The following is an 18,084-nucleotide window of genomic DNA, read 5'->3' as shown; positions in this document are numbered from 1 at the left end:
AACATCGCTTCGGTTTGTCAACAAGATTTTTTCCTTACTTTTCCTTTCGCTCCCTTGCCGCTTCGATGAGCTGGCGCGCCGTCTTCTCCGGCACTTCCTCATAGTGGCAGAAGCGCAGCGTATAGGTGCCGCGCCCCTGCGTCAGGGAGCGCAGTTCCGTCGCGTACTTGTGCAGCGCGGCGAGCGGCACCTGCGCGCGCACCTCGCTCGTATCCTTGCTGATCATCTCCATGCCAAGGATGCGCGCGCGCTTCGCATTGAGCTGCCCCATGACGTCACCCATATAGTATTCGGGCGCCTGGACGCACATCTCGTAAATCGGTTCAAGAAGCACGGGCGAGGCCTCCATAATGCCCTTTCTAAGGGCGATCGCCGTCGCCGTCTTGAAGGCGACTTCCGACGAATCGACCGTATGGTACGAACCGTCGTAGAGGTTTACCCGCACATCGACGACGGGGTAGCCTGCGAGGATGCCGGCAGCAAGCGTCTCCGCTGTCCCCTTCTCCACAGCGGGCACATATTGGCGCGGCACGCTGCCGCCGAAGATGTTCTCCGTGAACTCGTTGCCCGTGCCCGCATCGCGCGGCGAAATCTCCAGCATGACGTGACCGTACTGGCCGTGTCCGCCGCTCTGCTTCTTGTGCTTTCCTTCCGCCTTGACGCTCTTCCTTATCGTCTCGCGATAGGCGATGCGCGGCTCGGCAAAGATCGCCTCGATGCCGAACTTGCGCTTCATCCTCTCCTGTAGGACCTCAAGGTGAACCTCGCCGATGCCACGAATCAATGTCTCCTTCGTCTCCGCATCCTTTTCGAGCTTGAGGCTCGGATCTTCCTCACACTCCTTGGCAAGCGCCGCAAAAACCTTATCCTCCTCGCCCTTCTTCTTTACATAAACGGCCTGTGCAAGCATCGGCATGGGGAATTCGATGGCATCGTAGGAGAGCGGCGCTTCCTTCGCCACGAGCGTATCCGAGGTGCGCGTATTCTGCAGCTTCGCCGCGACGACGATGTCGCCGCCGTGCGCCTTGGCAACAGCGACTTGCTTCTTGCCCTGCATCGTGTAAAGCGTACTCACGCGCTCCATCTGCTGCGTCGAGATATTCCAATACGAGGCGTCACTCTTCATCTCACCCGAAAAGATGCGGATGAAGCTCAAGCGTCCAACGAACGGATCGACGATCGTCTTGAAAACCTGCGCGGAAAAGGGATCGCCAGGCGTGCGCTCCGCCAATTCCTCGCCACCGGGCAGCGTTCCCACGACCGTTCGATCCGTCGGCGCCGGCAGATATTCGACCATATCGTTGAGGAGCGCGTGCATGCCGACGTTCAAGGAAGCTGAGCCGCAGAGTACGGGAAAAATCTTCCCCGTCTCGATGCCTTCGATCAGAGCCTCTGCCACCTCGCGCTCATCGAGCGTCTCACCCTCGATGTATTTTTCAAGAAGAGTATTGTTTATTTCAGCAACACCCTCGATGAGTGTCTGCCGCGCCTCTTCTACTTCATCCTTCATATATTCGGGAATCTCATCGAGCGCCACGCAGTTGTTCCTGTCGCGCTCCTTGATGCGAACCGTCATGGCAAGGAGATCGACGACACCCTGGAAAGCCGCTTCCTTGCCGACAGGCAGTTGGATTGGCACGACGCCCGTACCGAAGCGCAGGCGCAGCTCATTGACGACGTTTTGGAAGTCGGCGTGCTCGCGATCAATCTTATTGACGAAGAAGGCGCGCGGCAAATCCAGCGCTTCCGCATAGCGCCAGACTTTCTCCGTCTCCACCTCGATGCCCGAGACGGCCGAGATGACGACGAGAGCACTGTCCGCCGCCTGTAAGGCGCTCTTCACCTCGCCGACGAAGTCCGGGTAGCCCGGTGTATCAAGGATATTGAGCTTATGATCGAGCCATTCACAGGCGAGCAGCGAGGTCTGTATGCTAAGCTCGCGCCGCGTCTCTTCCGGCTCATAGTCCGAAGCCATCGTCCCGTCGGCGATGCTGCCGCGCCTCTTGATCGCCCCCGTATTGAAAAGGCAATCCTCCGCGATGCTCGTCTTCCCCGACTTGCCGTGCCCAACAAGGGCGATATTGCGGATATTCGTGCTTGCGTACTCTTTCATTTGATCAACTCCTCGTTATTTTATGTTTTCTTTATTCTCTGAAAATGAGATATATCCTGCTTTTTACAGCGAGATAATTTTCCAAAAAAATACCGCCATCAAGCGGCCTTTGCCTGATGGCGGCATCTCTTCTTCCTTCACGTTCCTCTGCTCAATCTTCCGCTTCCTCCAAGCGCATCAGCATGAAGCAGTAATCGGAGAGGCGGTTGAGAAAGACGCGGTCTTCCTCATGGAGATCGGCCTCTTTCGCCAAGGCGCAGAAGCGTCTCTCAGCACGGCGCACGGACGTGCGTGCAAGATCGAGCATCGCGCCCGCCTGCGTATCGCCGGGGATGAGAAAGTGAGCGAGCTTCGGCAGCTTCGCATCGATGGCATCGATGTCCTTCTCCATCATCTCCGAATCCTCGCACGTGATCATCGGCTTTTCACCAAGACTCGCGATATCGGCCATGAGAAGCGGCAGCTTCTTGAGCAGCACGAGAACCTTCTCCCGCACCGCTTCCTTTGTCGCAAAAGCGCGCGCCATGGCGAGCGCCGATCCCGCTTCATCAACCGAACCGTACGTCTCGACGCGCAGCGCATCCTTATCGACGCGCTCGCCCGTATATAGGCTCGTCTGCCCCTTGTCACCTGTCTTCGTATAAACGCCCATCTCTTTCACCTCAATGCTGTTAAACTTTCAGAAATCATGCGGCAGGAAAATATCAGTCGAGGACTTCGATCGCGCTGAAGAAAATGGCGATTTCGCGCGCCGCGCTCTCAGGGCTGTCGGAAGCGTGGACGGCGTTCTTGCCAACGCTTTCGGCGTAGAGTTTGCGAACCGTTCCTTCGGCGGCCTCCGCCGGATTCGTCTTGCCGTTGATTTCGCGCACGCGTGCGATGGCGTCATCACCTGCGAGCACCATGGCGACGAGCGGTGCCGACGTCATGAATTCTTCAAGCTCCGCATAGTAGGGGCGTCCGATATGCTCGGCGTAGTGCTTCTGCGCCACGCGCGGTGTCATCTGCATGAGCTTCATCGCGAGGATCTTGAGTCCCGCCTTTTCATAGATGGCGATGATGTCGCCCGTGTGCTGCTTCTCGAAAGCATCCGGCTTGATGAGTACCAAAGTCTTTTCCTGCATCTTCATATCTCCTTTTACTTCCCTTGATGTTCCCGCGCTTCGCGCTCCTCCCGATAGACTCGGGCCAGCTTGCAGTAGTTCATCGCCGAGGCATGAACCGCCTCGACCTCGTCCTCGCGCAGCGCACGGATGATGCGCGAAGGATTGCCGTAGACCAGGGAATCGTGCGGAATCTTCTTGTGCTGCGTCAGAAGCGTCGCTGCCCCGATGATCGTATTTTCACCGATCTCCGTGTAGCCGAGCAAGGTGGATCCCATGCCGATCAGACAGTTATTGCCAATCTTGCTGCAGTGGATCAGCGTGTTATGACCGATCGTCACATAATCGCCGACAATCGTCGGCGCATCGCCCATGACATGGATCGTCGCATTGTCCTGAACGTTCGTGTACCTGCCGATGACGACGGGCTGCAGATCACCGCGGATGACCGCATTGAACCAGATGTTCGCCCCTTCCATGATCGTCACATCGCCGACGATCGTAGCGTTCGGTGCAATGAGCGCCGTCGGGTCGATCTTCGGCACTTTGCCTTTGTAAGGCAGGATGACTGCCATGCGAACCCCTCCCTTTCCTTCTTCCCTTATCGGACAGAACTATTATAAGGAATTTTCTCGCGCTTGTAAAGGAGACGCCCATATCCATGCTGACTCAGACCTCAGACAAATCCATTTCAAAAGCGCACTTCATAGCAGACCTCATGTTGGAAGCAGATGCGCCAAGCGTCGCACTCTTTCTTCACGCAGCCACTTTCCCACCGCCGCGCCACGAAGTTCGGGCGGTGCCTCCGTACCGCGCACTTGAAGCATTTTCCGCAACAACTCTTCCCCATGCACCAAATAGTACGGCAAAGTGCCATGGTCGGCACAGATGATACGACGAAAATCGGCAAACGAAAGCCCCGATTTTTCGACCGCAAGCAAAAGATCGGCGATCTTTCCCGTCTTCTTCAAAAGCGGTGCACGCATGTGCTCCTTGATGACGAAGCGCGCCGCCATAAGCCACGATTTTGGCAAGGTCATGCGCTCGTTCCACGCATCGAGTACGAGGAGTCCGCGCTGCTCGTGCCCGTAATGATGAGGCAGCATTTCCTCAGGCGTCTTCCCTTTGCCGATGTCGTGCACGAGAGCGGCAAAGCGCGCTTCGATCGTCCGCGTCTTTCGTGCTACGACATCGACGATCTGCATCGTATGGCAGTAGGCGTCGCCCTCAGGATGATACTGGGGCGGCTGCGTCTTTCCCTTCAAGGCGAAGATTTCCGGGAACACCGATTCCAAGAGGCTCGCGTGCGCAAGAGCTTCAAAAAAAAGCGAGGGCTGCGGCGCGGCAAGCGCACGCGAAAGCTCGTGCACGATGCGCTCTGTCGGTTCTTCCTCAAGCTCTGCCGCACAATCCGCCATCAGCACCTGAGTACCCTCGTCGATGACAAATCCCAGTTCCGCCGCTTGACGCGCTGCACGAAGGGCCCGCACGGGGTCTTCGGAAAAATGATGCGACGTCGCGCGAATCACGCAATGCGCAAGGTCGCCCCGTCCACCGTAGGGATCGATGAGTTCCATCGCGGGCAGGCGATAAGCCATGCTGTTGATGCGCGTATCGCGGCGAAAGAGATCGTCTTCGATCGTGACTTCCGCCCCAAAATCTACGGCAAAGCCGCGATATCCATGCCCCGACTTCCTCTCGCGACGCGCGAAGGAAACTTCCGACCGTACGCCATCGATTTCCACGAGATAGACAGGAAAGGCGTGACCGATGAGGGAGGCGGCAGGGAAAAGCTTTGCGAAAACATCCCTCTCCAGCCCCGTGATAACGAAGTCCCTATCTCGCGGCTTCGCGCCTCTAAGATGATCGCGCACCCAGCCGCCGACGAGGTAGACCGTACCGCCCGCCCCTTCCACTGCCTTGACGAACTCCTCCTCACGCATACACGACTCCTTCACCTGCGACGCCTTTCCTGCGTCAGCGATGTTTCAAAATTCTCGCACCATGTGCATCGAGAGAAAGCTGCAGTGCGTGCGCCTTGATTTCATGCTCTTTGAAGGCTTCGACCATCGCCTGTCCCACCGCCTCTTCATTCTCCAGCGTATAGGCGATGAGGCACGGCCCCGCGCCGCTGAGGCTTGCGCCGAGCGCACCTGCCCGGCATGCGTCACGAAAGACGTCCTTCATGCCGGGGATGAGCTTTTCTCTGTACGGCTGGTGCAGGGCATCGGCGAAGGCGTTGCGCAAAAAACGCGGCTGCCCCTTCGTCAATGCAGCGACAAGGAGCGCCGCACGGCTGAGGTTGAAAACGGCGTCCTTCATCTTCACCTGCTCGGGCAGAACGCTTCTGGCAAGCCGCGTCGAAAGCGGAAACTCCGGCACGGCGACGACGAGCTTCAGTGGCATGCGAGGCATCAGGGAGAAGCATTCGACTCTGCCGCGCTTGACGACGCTGATCGTGAAGCCGCCAAAAATGGCGGGCGCCACATTGTCGGGATGACCTTCGATGTTCGTCGCCATCTGCAGGAGCTCGCGCCTGGAAAAGCGGTTGCCTAAGAGGGCGTTCGCCGCCTTGAGTCCTGCAACGATCGCCGCTGCACTGCTGCCAAGACCGCGCGATAAAGGGATGTGGTTCGTCATGCGGATATGGAAGCCCTTGACCTCATCTTCCCGATGCGCGCGCTTCAAGATCGTGCGAATGGCGCGAAGGACAATGTTGCGCTCATCGGCGGGGATATTGGCCGCACCCTCTCCCTCGATTTCGATGACGAGCCCCTCTTCCCCTTTCAGCGTAAGCTCCAGATCGTTATAGATCGTGCAGGCGACCCCTATGGCGTCGAAGCCAGGCCCGCAGTTCGCACTCGTACCCGGCACGCGAACGCAGATCGTTCGATTCAGCATGCGCCGTCCTCCTGCGGATTTTCCACGCGGATGATGCTGCGGATCTCACTGACGACGGCAAGCTTCTCAAGATCCGCCGCCGCCTCCTGCATCTTTCTATACTTGACGACATGCGTGACCGCGACGATTTCCGCACGCTCCTTATATCGTCTCGTCTGAATGACGGACTTCAGGCTGACCTTGTGGTTGCCGAATGCCGTCGCGATGGCAGCGAGAACGCCCGGCTCATCATCGACGAGAAGGCGCACATAGTAGGACGCTTTCGTTTCCTCCACGGGGCAAAGCGATTTGTGCGCATAGCACGTGCAGTGCAGCCGCCCGAACGTATCGAGCTGCATGTCGCGTGCGATGTCGATGACGTCGGCGACGACGGCTGAAGCTGTCGGCAAAGAGCCTGCACCGCGTCCGTAGAACATCGCCTCGCCGATGGCGTTGCCGCGCACGAAGATCGCGTTGTAGACGTCATTGACGGAGGCGAGCGGATGCGCCTTCGGCAAAAATACGGGATGCACGCGCACATCGACGCCCGCCTCTCCACAGTCGCGTCCGATAGCCAGGAGCTTCACGACATAGCCGAGAGCCTTTGCGTACTCGATGTCCTCGGGCGTGACCTTCGTGATGCCCTCGACGGAGACATCCTCGAAGCGGATGCGCGTATTGAAGGCGATGGACGCGAGGATTGCAATCTTGCGCGCCGCGTCAAGCCCCTCGACATCGGCCGCAGGGTTCGCCTCGGCATAGCCTTTCGCCTGCGCTTCCTTGAGCACGCTGTCGTAGTCGGAGCCGTTCTTCGCCATCTGCGAGAGCATGTAGTTCGTCGTACCGTTGATAATGCCCATGATTTCCGTGACGCGGTTCGCCGTCAGGCACTGTTTCAGCGGCATGACGATGGGAATGCCGCCGCCGACGCTCGCTTCAAAGTGGAAGTCCACGCCGTATTTTTCCATCGCCTCGAACATGTCCTTGCCGAACTGCGCCACGACGTCCTTATTTGCCGTCACGACGTTCTTGCCCTTCTCCATCGCGACCAGCATGTACTCGCGCGCCGGATGGATGCCGCCAAGAAGTTCGATGACGATGTCGATTTCCTCATCGTTTAGGATTTCATCCACATTCTCGGTCAGATGCAGCCCCTCCATATAGGGGCGCTCTTTCTTCGCGTCGCGCACGAGCACGGACTTCAGCGTGAGCTTCACCCCCGCCTTCGCCGTGATCTCGCGCTCGTTCTCGCGAAGCACGCGCACGACGCCCGTGCCGACCGTGCCGAAGCCCAGCATGCCGATCTTGATCTCTTTCATCTCTTCACCTTTCATCATGCCTGTCCGAGGACTTCGAGACGCTTCACACCGTCCACCATGCGCAGTTTGTCGAGAAGCGCTTCAAGATCCACCGCGAGGTTCGCCGTCTCAATGGAAACCGTCGCATTCGCCACACCTTGCAGGGGGATGCCCTGATTGATCGTCAGAACGCTGCCCGAATCCGCCGAGATCGTATTGAGCACGCTCGAAAGGACGCCCTTCTTATGCTCCAAGAGGAGCGTCAGCGAGATGATCTTGTTGCGACTCGCTTCGTAGAAGGGAAAGACATAATCCTTGTACTTGTAATAAGCACTGCGGCTCAATCCCATACTGTCGACCGCCTCGTTGATTGTGCGTGCGTCGCCGCGCTTGAGCATCTCCTTCACGCGGATTGTCTTCTTGATCGCCTCGGGCAGGATCTGCTCCTGCACGAGGAAGAATCCGCTCTGCACCTTTCGTTCCGTGTTTTCTTTGCGTTCTCTTGGCATAAAAATTCCTCCTGCCGCATAAATTCCACGCTTGGAATTATACCATTGTCCAACACTATTGTACAGTCCCTATAGACATTTTACGAGAAAAGAATTCTCAAATACTCCCTTTCACCGATGCCCCGCCTTGATCTTGCTCTCCGTGCCATTCAAGAGGCGCGTGATGTTCGTATGGTGACGCACGATGACGAGAACGGCGGCGAGGACGCCGAAGACTGTGTATTCCGTTGGGCAGCCGAAGAAGAATGCGAGCACGGGCACGAGCGCCGCGCCGACGATGGAGCCGAGCGAAACGTAGCGCGTGACGAGGACGATGACGAGCCATGCAAAGAAGACGACGCCCGTCACCACCGGCATGAGCATCGCTATGACGCCCAGACCCGTAGCGACGCCCTTGCCTCCCTTGAAGCGCAAAAAGACGGACGCCGAGTGTCCGAGAATGGCGGCGATACCGCCCAAGACCATGGAAAGCGGCGTACCGACGAGAAGCATGGCGATATAGACGGCGAGGAAGCCCTTGAGGAAATCGAGCGCGAAGACGAGCGCCCCCGGCCCCTTGCCCAGCGTGCGGTAGACATTCGTCGCGCCGATGTTGCGGCTGCCGTGTTCGCGGATGTCGATGTGCCAGATGGCGCGGCAAAGAAGCAGACCGTTCGGCACAGAGCCCAGAAGGTAGGCAATGATGCAGGCGAAAAGCGTCATATCTCTTCCTCCTCCCTGCCGCGCACGATGAGACGCAGCGGCGTTCCCTCGAAACCGAAGCTCTCGCGCAGCTTGTTCTCGATGTAGCGCAGGTACGAGAAGTGCATAAGCTCAGGCTCGTTCACAAAAACGATAAACTTCGGCGGACGGATGTCCGCCTGCGTCATATAGCGAATCTTGAGCTGCTTGCCCTTGTGAGCAGGCGGTGGATTCACGGCGATCATATCGCGCACGAGGTCATTCAGGATGCTCGTCTTGACGCGCATCGACGCCTGATCTGCCACATACTTGACGAGATCGGTGACGCGCGCGACGCGCTGATGCGTGAGCGCCGAAGTATAAAGGACGGGCGCGTACTGCAGGAAGCCAAGTTCTATGCGCAGTTCATCCGTGAAGCGCAGCGTAGACTTTTCATCCTTGTTTTCATAGATGTCCCACTTGTTCACGATGAGCACGACCGCCTTGCCCGATTCGTGGGCATAGCCTGCGATCTTCTTGTCCTGCTCGGTGATGCCCGCCGTGGCGTCGAGCACGACGAGCACGACGTCGGCGCGGTCGACGGCGCGAAGCGCTCGCATGACGCTGTAGCGCTCAATTGGCGCATCGATCTTTCCCTTGCGTCGCATGCCCGCCGTGTCGATGAGGATGAACTTCGTGTCCTCCGCCATAAAGTGCGTGTCGATGGCATCGCGCGTCGTGCCCGCGACGTCGCTGACGATGACGCGCTCCTCACCCATGAGTGCATTGACAAGCGAGGATTTGCCGACGTTCGGACGGCCGATAACGGCGATGCTGATCTCATCCGACTCTTTCTCTTCCTCCGCCCCTTCGGGAAAGAGCGCCACGAGAGCATCGAGCAGATCGCCGAGATTCATGACGTTCGTAGCAGAAATCGGCACGGGATCGCCAAGGCCGAGGTTGTAGAACTCGTAGACGTCCGCCTCCTGCTTGGGGGAATCGATCTTGTTCACGGCCAAGAGCACGGGTTTCTTCGTCGTGCGCAGCATCTTGCCGACTTCCTCATCAGCAAGCGTCAGGCCCGTACGGCCGTCGACGAGAAAGAGGATGACATCCGCCTCCTCCATGGCGATCTGCGCCTGCTGGCGCATCGAGCGCAAGATGACATCGCTCGTATCGAGTTCGATGCCTCCCGTATCGATCATCGTGAATTCCTTACCGAGCCATTCGGCATCAAGGTAGATGCGGTCGCGCGTGACGCCCGGCAGATCATCGACGATGGACACGCGCTTCCTGCCCAATTTATTGAAGAGCGTGGACTTGCCTACGTTCGGGCGTCCCACGATCGCTACGATCGGCTTGCTCATTCCATCCTCTCCTTTTCCTCTTTCCTCGGTTTCGTATACGCTGCGTTGCTCTGCCACATATACGAAGCCTCATCATCCGACGCCCCTCGATAATGTTCCCAATCGAGAAGGGCGCGCGCGAGATCGCCGCCCCCCTGCGCCGTCTCAACGCGAAGGTGCGGCACGGCGCTGCGAAATGCATCGAGTGTCATATCGTCGAGCAGGACGTTCTCGCCCGTACGCAGGGCGCATTCAGGCACGATGACGCCGTGCGGCACAACGGGCAGAGTGTCAAGAGCGCGCAGCATGTCCTCACCCGTCAGGAGTCCCGAAACATTGACTGTCCTGCCAAAGTAATCGTTTTCCACGCCAAGACAATCGATATGGAGTCCGGGCACGGAAAGCTCCGCCATGAGCTTTTCAAAGAGATGTACAACCGATGTGCCCGAGAGGATCACGAGATGCAGTGGCTCTTCATATCCCTCGGGCGCAGGCAGCTTCTGCAAAGTGTTCTTCCACTCCTCGATGAAGCTTCGCGCAAGCCCAATGCCATTGTCGAGCTGTGGAAAACCGTCGTATTCCTCCACGGGCGGCACGGGAAGCCCTGCGAGAAAGTAGAATTCATCACCGAGGTAGACGAAACTCTTGCCCGTTTCCTCTCGCGCACGCCGCTGCCAAACCTCAATCTGGTGAATGACGGCGGCCGCCCCCTTACGATCGAACATCTGCAGCGGGTAGCATCCCTCGCGAAAGCGCGTGAGTCCGACGGGCACGATGGCGAGCGACAGCGCGTGCGGCCGCCTGGCCATCAATTCCTCCACCGTGCGGTCAAGCTCCCCGCCATCATTGAGTCCCGGGCAAAGCACGACCTGCGTATGGTACTCGACATCCGCCGCTTCCAAGCGATCGAGATGGTTTGCAATCTCAGCCGCCCGCCGCGTATTGAGCATGGCGGCGCGCAGATCGGGATTCATCGCATGGACGGAAACGAAGAGCGGCGACAGGTGATAGCGTTCGATCCGCTGGAAATCCTTTTCGCGCATATTCGTCAGCGTGACGAAGTTGCCATAGAGGAAAGACATGCGATAATCATCATCCTTGACCGACAGGCTCTTTCTCATGCCAGGCGGCACCTGATCGACGAAGCAGAAGTAACAGCGATTGCCGCACGAACGTATGCCATCGAAAACGGCGGAAGCGAACTCTGCGCCAAGTTCTTCATCATAGTCCTTGTCGAAGGCAAGCAATTCCTGCTCACCGTCTGCATGTTCGACGAGAAGCTCGATCTCCTCTTCGGCGAAAGCAAAGCTCAGATCGATGATGTCGCGCAGTTCCTGCCCGTTGACAGCAAGGATCTTGTCTCCCGCCGCAAGTTCCAATTCTTCCGCCAGACTTCCCGGCGCTACGCGTATGATTTCCCCTGACAACATGCTGTTCCTCTGACTTTCTCCGGGGATATGCCCCGCTCTGATGAATAAGGGAGTGATGAATATTCATCACTCCCCGACTTTTTTACTTATTCAGCTATGAGGCTTGATTCTTCAGTCCTCGCCGCCCTCTTCGTGAGTGACAGGCTCATCCTTGTAGTAGGAAACGTCCGAAACCTCGGCATCACGCTGTGCCCTCGTGATGGAGAGCGAAATGCGCTTACGCTTCATGTCGATGTGCAGAATCTTAACCTTCACGATGTCGCCGAGCTGCACAGCCTCATCGGCACGCGCAATGCGGCGGTCGGCAAGCTCGCCCATCGGAATCAGGCCATCGAAGCCTGGCTCGATCTCCATGAAGGCACCGAAATCTGTGAGCTTGATGATCTTGCCCTTGATGTGCGTTCCCTCTGCATAACGCTCCGCCTTGTCAAGCCACGGGTCGCGCATCGTGTCCTTGACGGACAAAGAGATGCGCTTCGTCTCGGGATCGAAGTTCTTCACATAGACGTCGACCTCATCGCCGACGGAAAGAACGTCCGACGGCTGCTTCACGCGATGCCATGCGAGATCCGAGATATGCGCAAGGCCGTCGACGCCACCGATGTCGATGAAGGCGCCGTACTCGACAAGACGCTTGACCGTACCGCGGATGATCTGCCCGACTTCAAGCTTCGAGAAGACCTCTTCCTGCTTCTTCTCGCGCTCTTCCTCCAGGAGGCTGCGGCGCGAAAGAACGAGACGCTGCTTGCGGATGTCGATCTCGATCGGCAGAGCTTCCACCGTCTGGCCGACATAGATGGAAAGATCCTTGACGAAGTGAAGCTCCATCTGCGACGCGGGAATGAAGCCTCGCAGACCGTTAACGGATGCGACGAGACCACCCTTGACGACCTGCGTGACCTGCGCCTGCACAGTCTTTCCTTCTTCTTTCAGCGCCTCGATCTCCTTCCATGCGACCATGCGGTCAGCGCGAACCTTGGAAACCGTAGCGCCATTCTCACCGCCGAGGCTCACGACGAAGACCTCGATCTCGTCGTCGACCTTCACGACATCCTTGGCGGAATCCGGCTCAGGTGAGGCAAGCTCCCTCTTCGAGATGGGAATATCCGCCTTGAGGCCAGCAATGTTGACATAAGCCTGACCATCGTCGACAGCGACGACCGTAGCCTTCACGACATCGTGTTCCCTTACCTCCTGCATGGACTCCTCTTCAGCCTCAAGCAAACTCTTCATGTCCTGTTCTTGCACTTTTGATATACCTCCTTGATAATCCAGTCCGGAGTTGAAGCCCCAGCTGTAATACCAATTTTTTTGATTTTATCAAACCATTCGTCCTGCAGCTCCGCCGCAGTCTCGATATGATAGGTTTGGCATTCCTTGGCGCACAACTGCGCGAGGCGCGTCGTGTTCGCACTGTTCTTGCCGCCGATGACGAGCATCAGATCAACTTGCTGCGCAAGCTTGACCGCCGCCTCCTGACGCTGATCCGTAGCCGTGCAGATCGTGCGGACGATACGAACGTCGTTCGACTTGTCCAACAGATGGAGCACGATTTCCTTGAACTTCGCGCCGGAAAATGTCGTCTGCGCGACGATGCCCAAGCGCGCACACGGTGCGACAGCTTCGGCTCCCTCGACGGAATCCACGATGACGGCATCGCCGCCTGCCCATTCGAAGATGCTCCTGACCTCCGGATGAAATTTCTCCCCTACGATAACGACAGAATACCCTTCTTGAAAAAGCTCATGCGCCGTGGACTGTGCCTTCTTCACATGCGGACACGTCGCATCGACGAGAGAAAGCCCGCGCTCCTTCGCTTCATCATAGACGAGAGGGCCAACCCCGTGCGAGCGTATGATGACCGTCCCCTTCTCCAATTCGGGCAAGGCATTGACCATGCCGACGCCTTCCTCCGCCAGACGCGAAACCATCTGAGGATTGTGAATGATGGGACCGAGCGTACAGGAAGTCCCGTCAGGTGCGGCTTGTTCACGCGCAAGTTTGATCGCACGCTTCACGCCATAGCAGAAGCCGAGGGATTCTGCCAGAAATACTTCCATATATCTACCACCAAATATCCAATGTATCGCAGAAAGGCAGTTTCTCCCCATTTCTGCAATCTATTCTATATTATAGCATAAAATCAATCGCTTATGCTATCATTTTTTATCATTGCGTAAATTTCATCCATTATTTTTTGCGAAAAATCCTGCAGCGCCTGCTTATCCTGCTTTTCTCCTTGAAAAATCAGGGGTTTTCCGTAAATGACGCGAAGCTTCGGCAGGAAGCCGCCATTGGCAAAAACACGATCAGTGCCGATGATAGCGGCCGGCACAACGGGAGCTTTTGCCATGGCCGCGAGCAGCGCGACGCCAGGTTCCGCCTTCTTCCTCTCCCCATGGCGGCTGCGTGTTCCTTGCGGGAAAACACCGAGGCAATGTCCTTTCTTGAGTTCGGCGAGAGCCGCCTTGATCGCGCCCCGATCTGCTGCACCGCGCTTTACGGGAAACGAATGACAGCTCCTTAAGATATAATCCGCGATGAAATTGAAGAAAAGTTCCTGCTTCGCCATGTAGCTGACGGGGCGCGCAAGAAACGTCGCCAAGAGCGGCGGATCCCAGTTGCTCATGTGATTCGCCGCCAAGATCACAGGCCCTTCTTTCGGCATGTTTTCTCTACCCTCAATCTTGGCACGAAAAACAATGGAAAAGAGCATGGCAAAACTGATTTTCAATAGAGCGTAAATCATTTGCCGCACCTTTCTACGATAGCACGCACGACAGCGGCGATGTCCATGCCCGTCGTATCGAGCAGCTCTGCATCCGGCGCCTGCACGAGCGGCGAGATCTCACGCTCGCTGTCCGCCTTGTCGCGCCGTGCGATGTCTGTTTCAAGCTCTGCGAGCGTCATGTCGTAGCCCTTTTCCTTCATCTCCTTCCAGCGACGTTTCGCACGCTCTGCCAAGGAGGCCGTGAGGAAAATCTTCACATCAGCATTCGGCAGAACGTGCGTGGCGATGTCCCTGCCGTCCATGAGCACGCCGCCCGCATCTGCCATGCGCCTTTGCTGCTCGACCATCTTCTCGCGCACGGGACCCAAGCGCGCCACTTGCGATACGACGGCGCTGACCGCAGGCGTGCGGATTTCGTTCGTAACCTCTTCACCGTCGACGAAAACCTGCGTCCGCTTCCCATCATAGCGCAGACTGACCGCGATGTCGGCGACGGCTGTGAGAATCTTCTCATCCGTTAGAGGCTCTCCTGCCTTGAGTGCCTTCCACGCGACGGCACGGTACATCGCGCCCGTGTCGATGTAAGTGTAGCCCAGTTCCTTCGCCGCGAGCTGAGCTACCGTGCTCTTGCCCGCACCCGCCGGCCCGTCGATCGCCACCACGAGTTTCTTTGCCATCATCTTTCCCCCTGTTGCACAAGTCCATCCAACGTCTGATAAAAAGACGGATATGAGATATTGACGCAGGATGGCGCATCGAGCGTCACGCCCACTCCTGCGGCGCCTGCCACGGCGAGCGACATCGCCATGCGATGATCATCGTAGGTGCGGCAGGAAGCGGGCGAAAGCGTGCGCCCGCCATGGATGACCATACCGTCCTCCTTCGCCTCGACAGCACCCGAGGCGAGACGATTGAGCTCTGTCGTCACCGCTGCAAGTCGATCAGTCTCCTTGACGCGCAGTTCCGCCGCGCCTGAAATCACAGTGTCGCCGTCTGCAAAAAGAGCCGCGACAGCGAGGATCGGGATCTCGTCGATGAGACACGGAATGATCTCGCCACCAAACGATGTACCACGAAGCGACGCCGTCCGCACGCGGATGTCAGCGAGCGCCTCGCCGCCGCTCTCACGCTCGTTGTCGATCGTGATGTTCGCACCCATGTCGGACAATACATCGAGAATGCCCGTGCGCGTCGGATTGACGCCAACATCCTGCAGGATGATGTCGCTGCCCTCGATGAGAGACGCTGCGACGAGCCAGTACGCAGCGGAACTGATGTCGCCGGGCACAACGATTTCCTCTGGCGCAAACAGTTCGTCGGCCGGCTCGATCGTCACCTTCGTCCCCTCGCGCTCAATCCTTGCACCGAATGCGCTGAGCATGCGTTCCGTATGGTCGCGCGAAAGCGCCGGCTCCGTTAGACAAGTCTCTCTTTCCGCATAAAGACCCGCAAGAAGCACCGCCGACTTCACCTGCGCACTCGCGACGGGACTCTCGTAGTCCATCGCGCGAAGCGATCCCTCATGCGGCAGTACAGCGAGCGGCAGGAAGCGATTCGCACCGCGTCCTCGGATCGTCGCGCCCATGCGCGTGAGCGGCTCGACGACGCGCCCCATGGGACGGCGCGAGAGCGACGCATCGCCCGAGAGCGCCGAGAAGAACGGCTGCGCCGCAAGAATCCCCAGTAGAAGACGCAGCGTCGTGCCGGAATTTCCCGCATCGAGGACGCCCTGCGGCTCTTTCAAGCCATGCAGACCGACGCCCGTGACGAGGAAGGAGCCGTCCGCCTGCCGCTCGACGCCTGCGCCGAGCGCCCTCATGCACGCCGCCGTCGAAAGGCAGTCCGCCGCTTCGAGGAAGTTTCGGACGCGCACCTTTCCTTTCGCTATGGCAGAAAACATCACGCTGCGATGTGAAACGGACTTGTCCCCGGGCACGCGGATCTTCCCCGTCAACCCCCTCTTTGCCGGACGGATTTCTTTTCCTTCAGCCATATACATCTTCCCCTCAAAATCATGCTTTCAAACTTCTGCCTGTCCCACACGGGCGGCGCTCCAGCGTCCCGCTGCCGCCCCCATGGAAAACGCCGCCTGCAAGTTGTATCCGCCCGTGAAGCCGTCGACATCGACGACCTCGCCGGCAAAATAAAGACCCGGCACAAGCTTTGATTCCATCGTCTTGGGATCGATCTCCTTCGTCGAGACGCCGCCCGCCGTCACGATGGCCTCGGCGAGAGGCCGCGTCTTCTCGATCGTGAGCACGAGATGCTTGATCACCTCGGAGATTCTCATGCGCTCTTCACGCCGCAAGTCGTGCACGAACTTTTCGGGAGACAGGTACGCCGCATCGAGCACGGGCGCGATGAGTTTCCCGGGCAAAAGATCGCGCATACCATTCTTCAGCGCCTTGTTTCGGTATTTTTCAAAGTCGCGCTGCACGCGCGCCGCAAAGACTTCAGGCGTCAGGGCGGGCTTCAAGTCGAGCACAAGCTCCACGAATTTCCCCGCCGCAAGCGCCTCGGCCGCCGCACGGCTCAAAGACAGAACGATGGGCCCTGTCACGCCGAAGTGCGTGAACATCATCTCGCCAAATTCCTCGCCGATTCTCCTGCCGTCAGCAAGAAGCGTCACGCGCACGTTGCGCAGGGACAGTCCCTGCGCCTCTTTGACCCAGTCCTCCTCCGTGACAAGCGGCACGAGCGACGGCAAGACATTCGTGACCGTATGGCCGAGCATACGCGCCATCGTATAGCCGTCGCCCGACGATCCTGTACCTGGATATGACGCGCCGCCCACCGCGAGCACGACGGCGTCGGCACGCATCTTCGCGCCGCTCGCGAGTCTGACTCCCGTCGCATGTCCCTCTTCCACGAAGATCTCGGCGACGCGCGTCTCCGTCTCGATCTTCACGCCAAGCGCATGAAGATGCTGGACGAGTGCCTCGACCGCATCGGCGGCACGATCGCTGACGGGAAAGACACGCCCGCCGCGCTCCACTTTCGTCTCCACGCCAAGTTCTCGGAAAAATTCCCGCACATCCTCATTGTCAAAGGCGTGCAGGGCGCTGTAGAGAAACGAGCCGTTGCCCGGGATATTCTTGACGATCTCGGCGACGGGCGCGACATTCGTGATATTGCAGCGCCCCTTGCCCGTAATCATCATCTTGCGGCCGGGCTGCTTCATTTTCTCCAAAAGGAGCACGGAAGCGCCTGCTTCCGCCGCCTTCGCCGCCGCCATAAAGCCTGCAGGTCCCGCGCCGACAACGAGGATGCGCCGCACACTCATCGTTCTTCTGCGAGGCGATAGAGCGCCTCGACCTCCGCCTTCGTCAGCGGACGCGAAGCGCCGCGCTTGACGCCGTCCAGCGTGAGCTGCGCAAAACGCGTACGCTTCAGGGCGCGCACGTCGCACCCCACGGCCTCGAACATGCGACGCACCTGCCGATTCCTGCCCTCGTGCAGCGTGACCTCGACGTCACTGAGCCCCTTTTCCGTCACCCCGTAGACGCGCACCTCCGCCGGTGCCGTCATGCCGTCCGCAAGCTCGATACCGCCTCGGAGCTTCTTCAGGGCCTCGGGCGTAAGGTCGCCCGCCACCTTCGCACGGTACGTCTTGTGCACGAGAAAGCGCGGATGAAGAAGAGCCTGCGTCAGTGTACCGTCATTCGTAAGGAGGAGCAGCCCTTCCGTATTCTGGTCGAGCCTTCCCACCGGATAGACGCGCACGTCCTTCACGGGCAGAAGGTCGAGCACCGTGCGCCTGCCGCGCTCGTCGGAAACGGTCGAGACGCAGCCCTTGGGCTTGTTCAGCAAGAAATAGACGAGACGCTCCTCTGCAGGAAGCGGCTTGCCGTCCACCGCAATACATGCGGTCGCCGCGTCCGCCTTCGTTCCCGGCTCACGCACCACCGCGCCGTCTACTGTCACGCGCCCCGCCGCAATGAGCTCCTCCGCCTTGCGGCGTGACGCCACGCCCGCGCGGCTGATGATTTTTTGCAATCGTTCTTCCATACTTCA

18 protein-coding genes are annotated in these 18,084 nt (G+C 58.5%); all 18 read right to left on the bottom strand.

Annotated features, from left to right (window positions below):
- Positions 1–34: 34 nt before the first annotated feature.
- The 18 genes from fusA to RWS31_RS07570 all read right to left on the bottom strand — a co-directional run bounded on the left by fusA (position 35) and on the right by RWS31_RS07570 (position 18,078).
- Positions 35–2,113, bottom strand: a complete 2,079-nt coding sequence (gene fusA, locus RWS31_RS07655; RefSeq protein ID WP_314597257.1) for an elongation factor G — start codon at positions 2,111–2,113, stop codon at positions 35–37.
- 151 nt (positions 2,114–2,264) lie between these two features.
- Positions 2,265–2,765 (bottom strand): cob(I)yrinic acid a,c-diamide adenosyltransferase, encoded by a 501-nt coding sequence (locus RWS31_RS07650; RefSeq protein WP_314597255.1) that lies wholly within the window; start codon positions 2,763–2,765, stop codon positions 2,265–2,267.
- Positions 2,766–2,817: 52 nt separating this feature from the next.
- Complete coding sequence (gene ndk, locus RWS31_RS07645) at positions 2,818–3,237, bottom strand: nucleoside-diphosphate kinase (protein ID WP_013740821.1); 420 nt, start codon at positions 3,235–3,237, stop codon at positions 2,818–2,820.
- A 14-nt stretch (positions 3,238–3,251) separates the two neighbouring features.
- The gene (locus RWS31_RS07640; protein ID WP_264919142.1) at positions 3,252–3,791 is read right to left on the bottom strand and encodes a gamma carbonic anhydrase family protein; all 540 of its coding nucleotides are present in this window, start codon (positions 3,789–3,791) and stop codon (positions 3,252–3,254) included.
- Positions 3,792–3,932: 141 nt separating this feature from the next.
- Entirely contained in the window at positions 3,933–5,159 is a 1,227-nt protein-coding gene (locus RWS31_RS07635) for an HD domain-containing protein (protein ID WP_314597253.1), read from the bottom strand.
- 34 nt (positions 5,160–5,193) lie between these two features.
- Complete coding sequence (gene thrB, locus RWS31_RS07630) at positions 5,194–6,117, bottom strand: homoserine kinase (RefSeq protein WP_314597251.1); 924 nt, start codon at positions 6,115–6,117, stop codon at positions 5,194–5,196.
- Complete coding sequence (locus RWS31_RS07625) at positions 6,111–7,415, bottom strand: homoserine dehydrogenase (RefSeq protein ID WP_314597249.1); 1,305 nt, start codon at positions 7,413–7,415, stop codon at positions 6,111–6,113. The genes thrB and RWS31_RS07625 overlap by 7 nt, the downstream gene beginning before the upstream one ends.
- 14 nt (positions 7,416–7,429) lie before the next feature.
- Positions 7,430–7,903: an ACT domain-containing protein gene (locus tag RWS31_RS07620; protein WP_314597247.1), complete on the bottom strand. Its 474-nt coding sequence runs from the start codon at positions 7,901–7,903 to the stop codon at positions 7,430–7,432.
- Between the two features lie 111 nt (positions 7,904–8,014).
- A complete protein-coding gene (gene plsY / locus RWS31_RS07615; RefSeq protein ID WP_314597246.1) occupies positions 8,015–8,605 on the bottom strand; it encodes a glycerol-3-phosphate 1-O-acyltransferase PlsY in 591 nt (196 codons plus the stop codon).
- Entirely contained in the window at positions 8,602–9,930 is a 1,329-nt protein-coding gene (gene der, locus RWS31_RS07610) for a ribosome biogenesis GTPase Der (RefSeq protein ID WP_314597244.1), read from the bottom strand. Before der ends, plsY begins: the two co-directional genes overlap by 4 nt.
- Positions 9,927–11,339, bottom strand: coding sequence for a DUF512 domain-containing protein (locus tag RWS31_RS07605; RefSeq protein WP_314597242.1), 1,413 nt, complete (start codon positions 11,337–11,339; stop codon positions 9,927–9,929). The genes der and RWS31_RS07605 overlap by 4 nt, the downstream gene beginning before the upstream one ends.
- A gap of 111 nt (positions 11,340–11,450) precedes the next feature.
- A complete protein-coding gene (gene rpsA / locus RWS31_RS07600) occupies positions 11,451–12,572 on the bottom strand; it encodes a 30S ribosomal protein S1 (RefSeq protein WP_198003329.1) in 1,122 nt (373 codons plus the stop codon).
- Complete coding sequence (ispH, locus tag RWS31_RS07595; protein ID WP_314597240.1) at positions 12,569–13,399, bottom strand: 4-hydroxy-3-methylbut-2-enyl diphosphate reductase; 831 nt, start codon at positions 13,397–13,399, stop codon at positions 12,569–12,571. Before ispH ends, rpsA begins: the two co-directional genes overlap by 4 nt.
- An 83-nt stretch (positions 13,400–13,482) precedes the next feature.
- A complete protein-coding gene (locus tag RWS31_RS07590) occupies positions 13,483–14,088 on the bottom strand; it encodes a lysophospholipid acyltransferase family protein (protein WP_314597238.1) in 606 nt (201 codons plus the stop codon).
- A complete protein-coding gene (gene cmk / locus RWS31_RS07585) occupies positions 14,085–14,750 on the bottom strand; it encodes a (d)CMP kinase (protein ID WP_314597236.1) in 666 nt (221 codons plus the stop codon). Before cmk ends, RWS31_RS07590 begins: the two co-directional genes overlap by 4 nt.
- Positions 14,747–16,063: a 3-phosphoshikimate 1-carboxyvinyltransferase gene (gene aroA / locus RWS31_RS07580; protein ID WP_314597234.1), complete on the bottom strand. Its 1,317-nt coding sequence runs from the start codon at positions 16,061–16,063 to the stop codon at positions 14,747–14,749. Before aroA ends, cmk begins: the two co-directional genes overlap by 4 nt.
- Positions 16,064–16,090: 27 nt before the next feature.
- Positions 16,091–17,353 (bottom strand): NAD(P)/FAD-dependent oxidoreductase, encoded by a 1,263-nt coding sequence (locus RWS31_RS07575; protein ID WP_314597231.1) that lies wholly within the window; start codon positions 17,351–17,353, stop codon positions 16,091–16,093.
- The gene (locus tag RWS31_RS07570; RefSeq protein WP_314597229.1) at positions 17,350–18,078 is read right to left on the bottom strand and encodes a pseudouridine synthase; all 729 of its coding nucleotides are present in this window, start codon (positions 18,076–18,078) and stop codon (positions 17,350–17,352) included. The genes RWS31_RS07575 and RWS31_RS07570 overlap by 4 nt, the downstream gene beginning before the upstream one ends.
- Positions 18,079–18,084 lie beyond the last annotated feature (6 nt).

The organism is uncultured Selenomonas sp. (assembly GCF_963528755.1).
Taxonomy (GTDB): Bacteria; Bacillota; Negativicutes; order Selenomonadales; family Selenomonadaceae; genus Selenomonas.
This window is presented reverse-complemented; position numbering and strand designations above follow the sequence as displayed.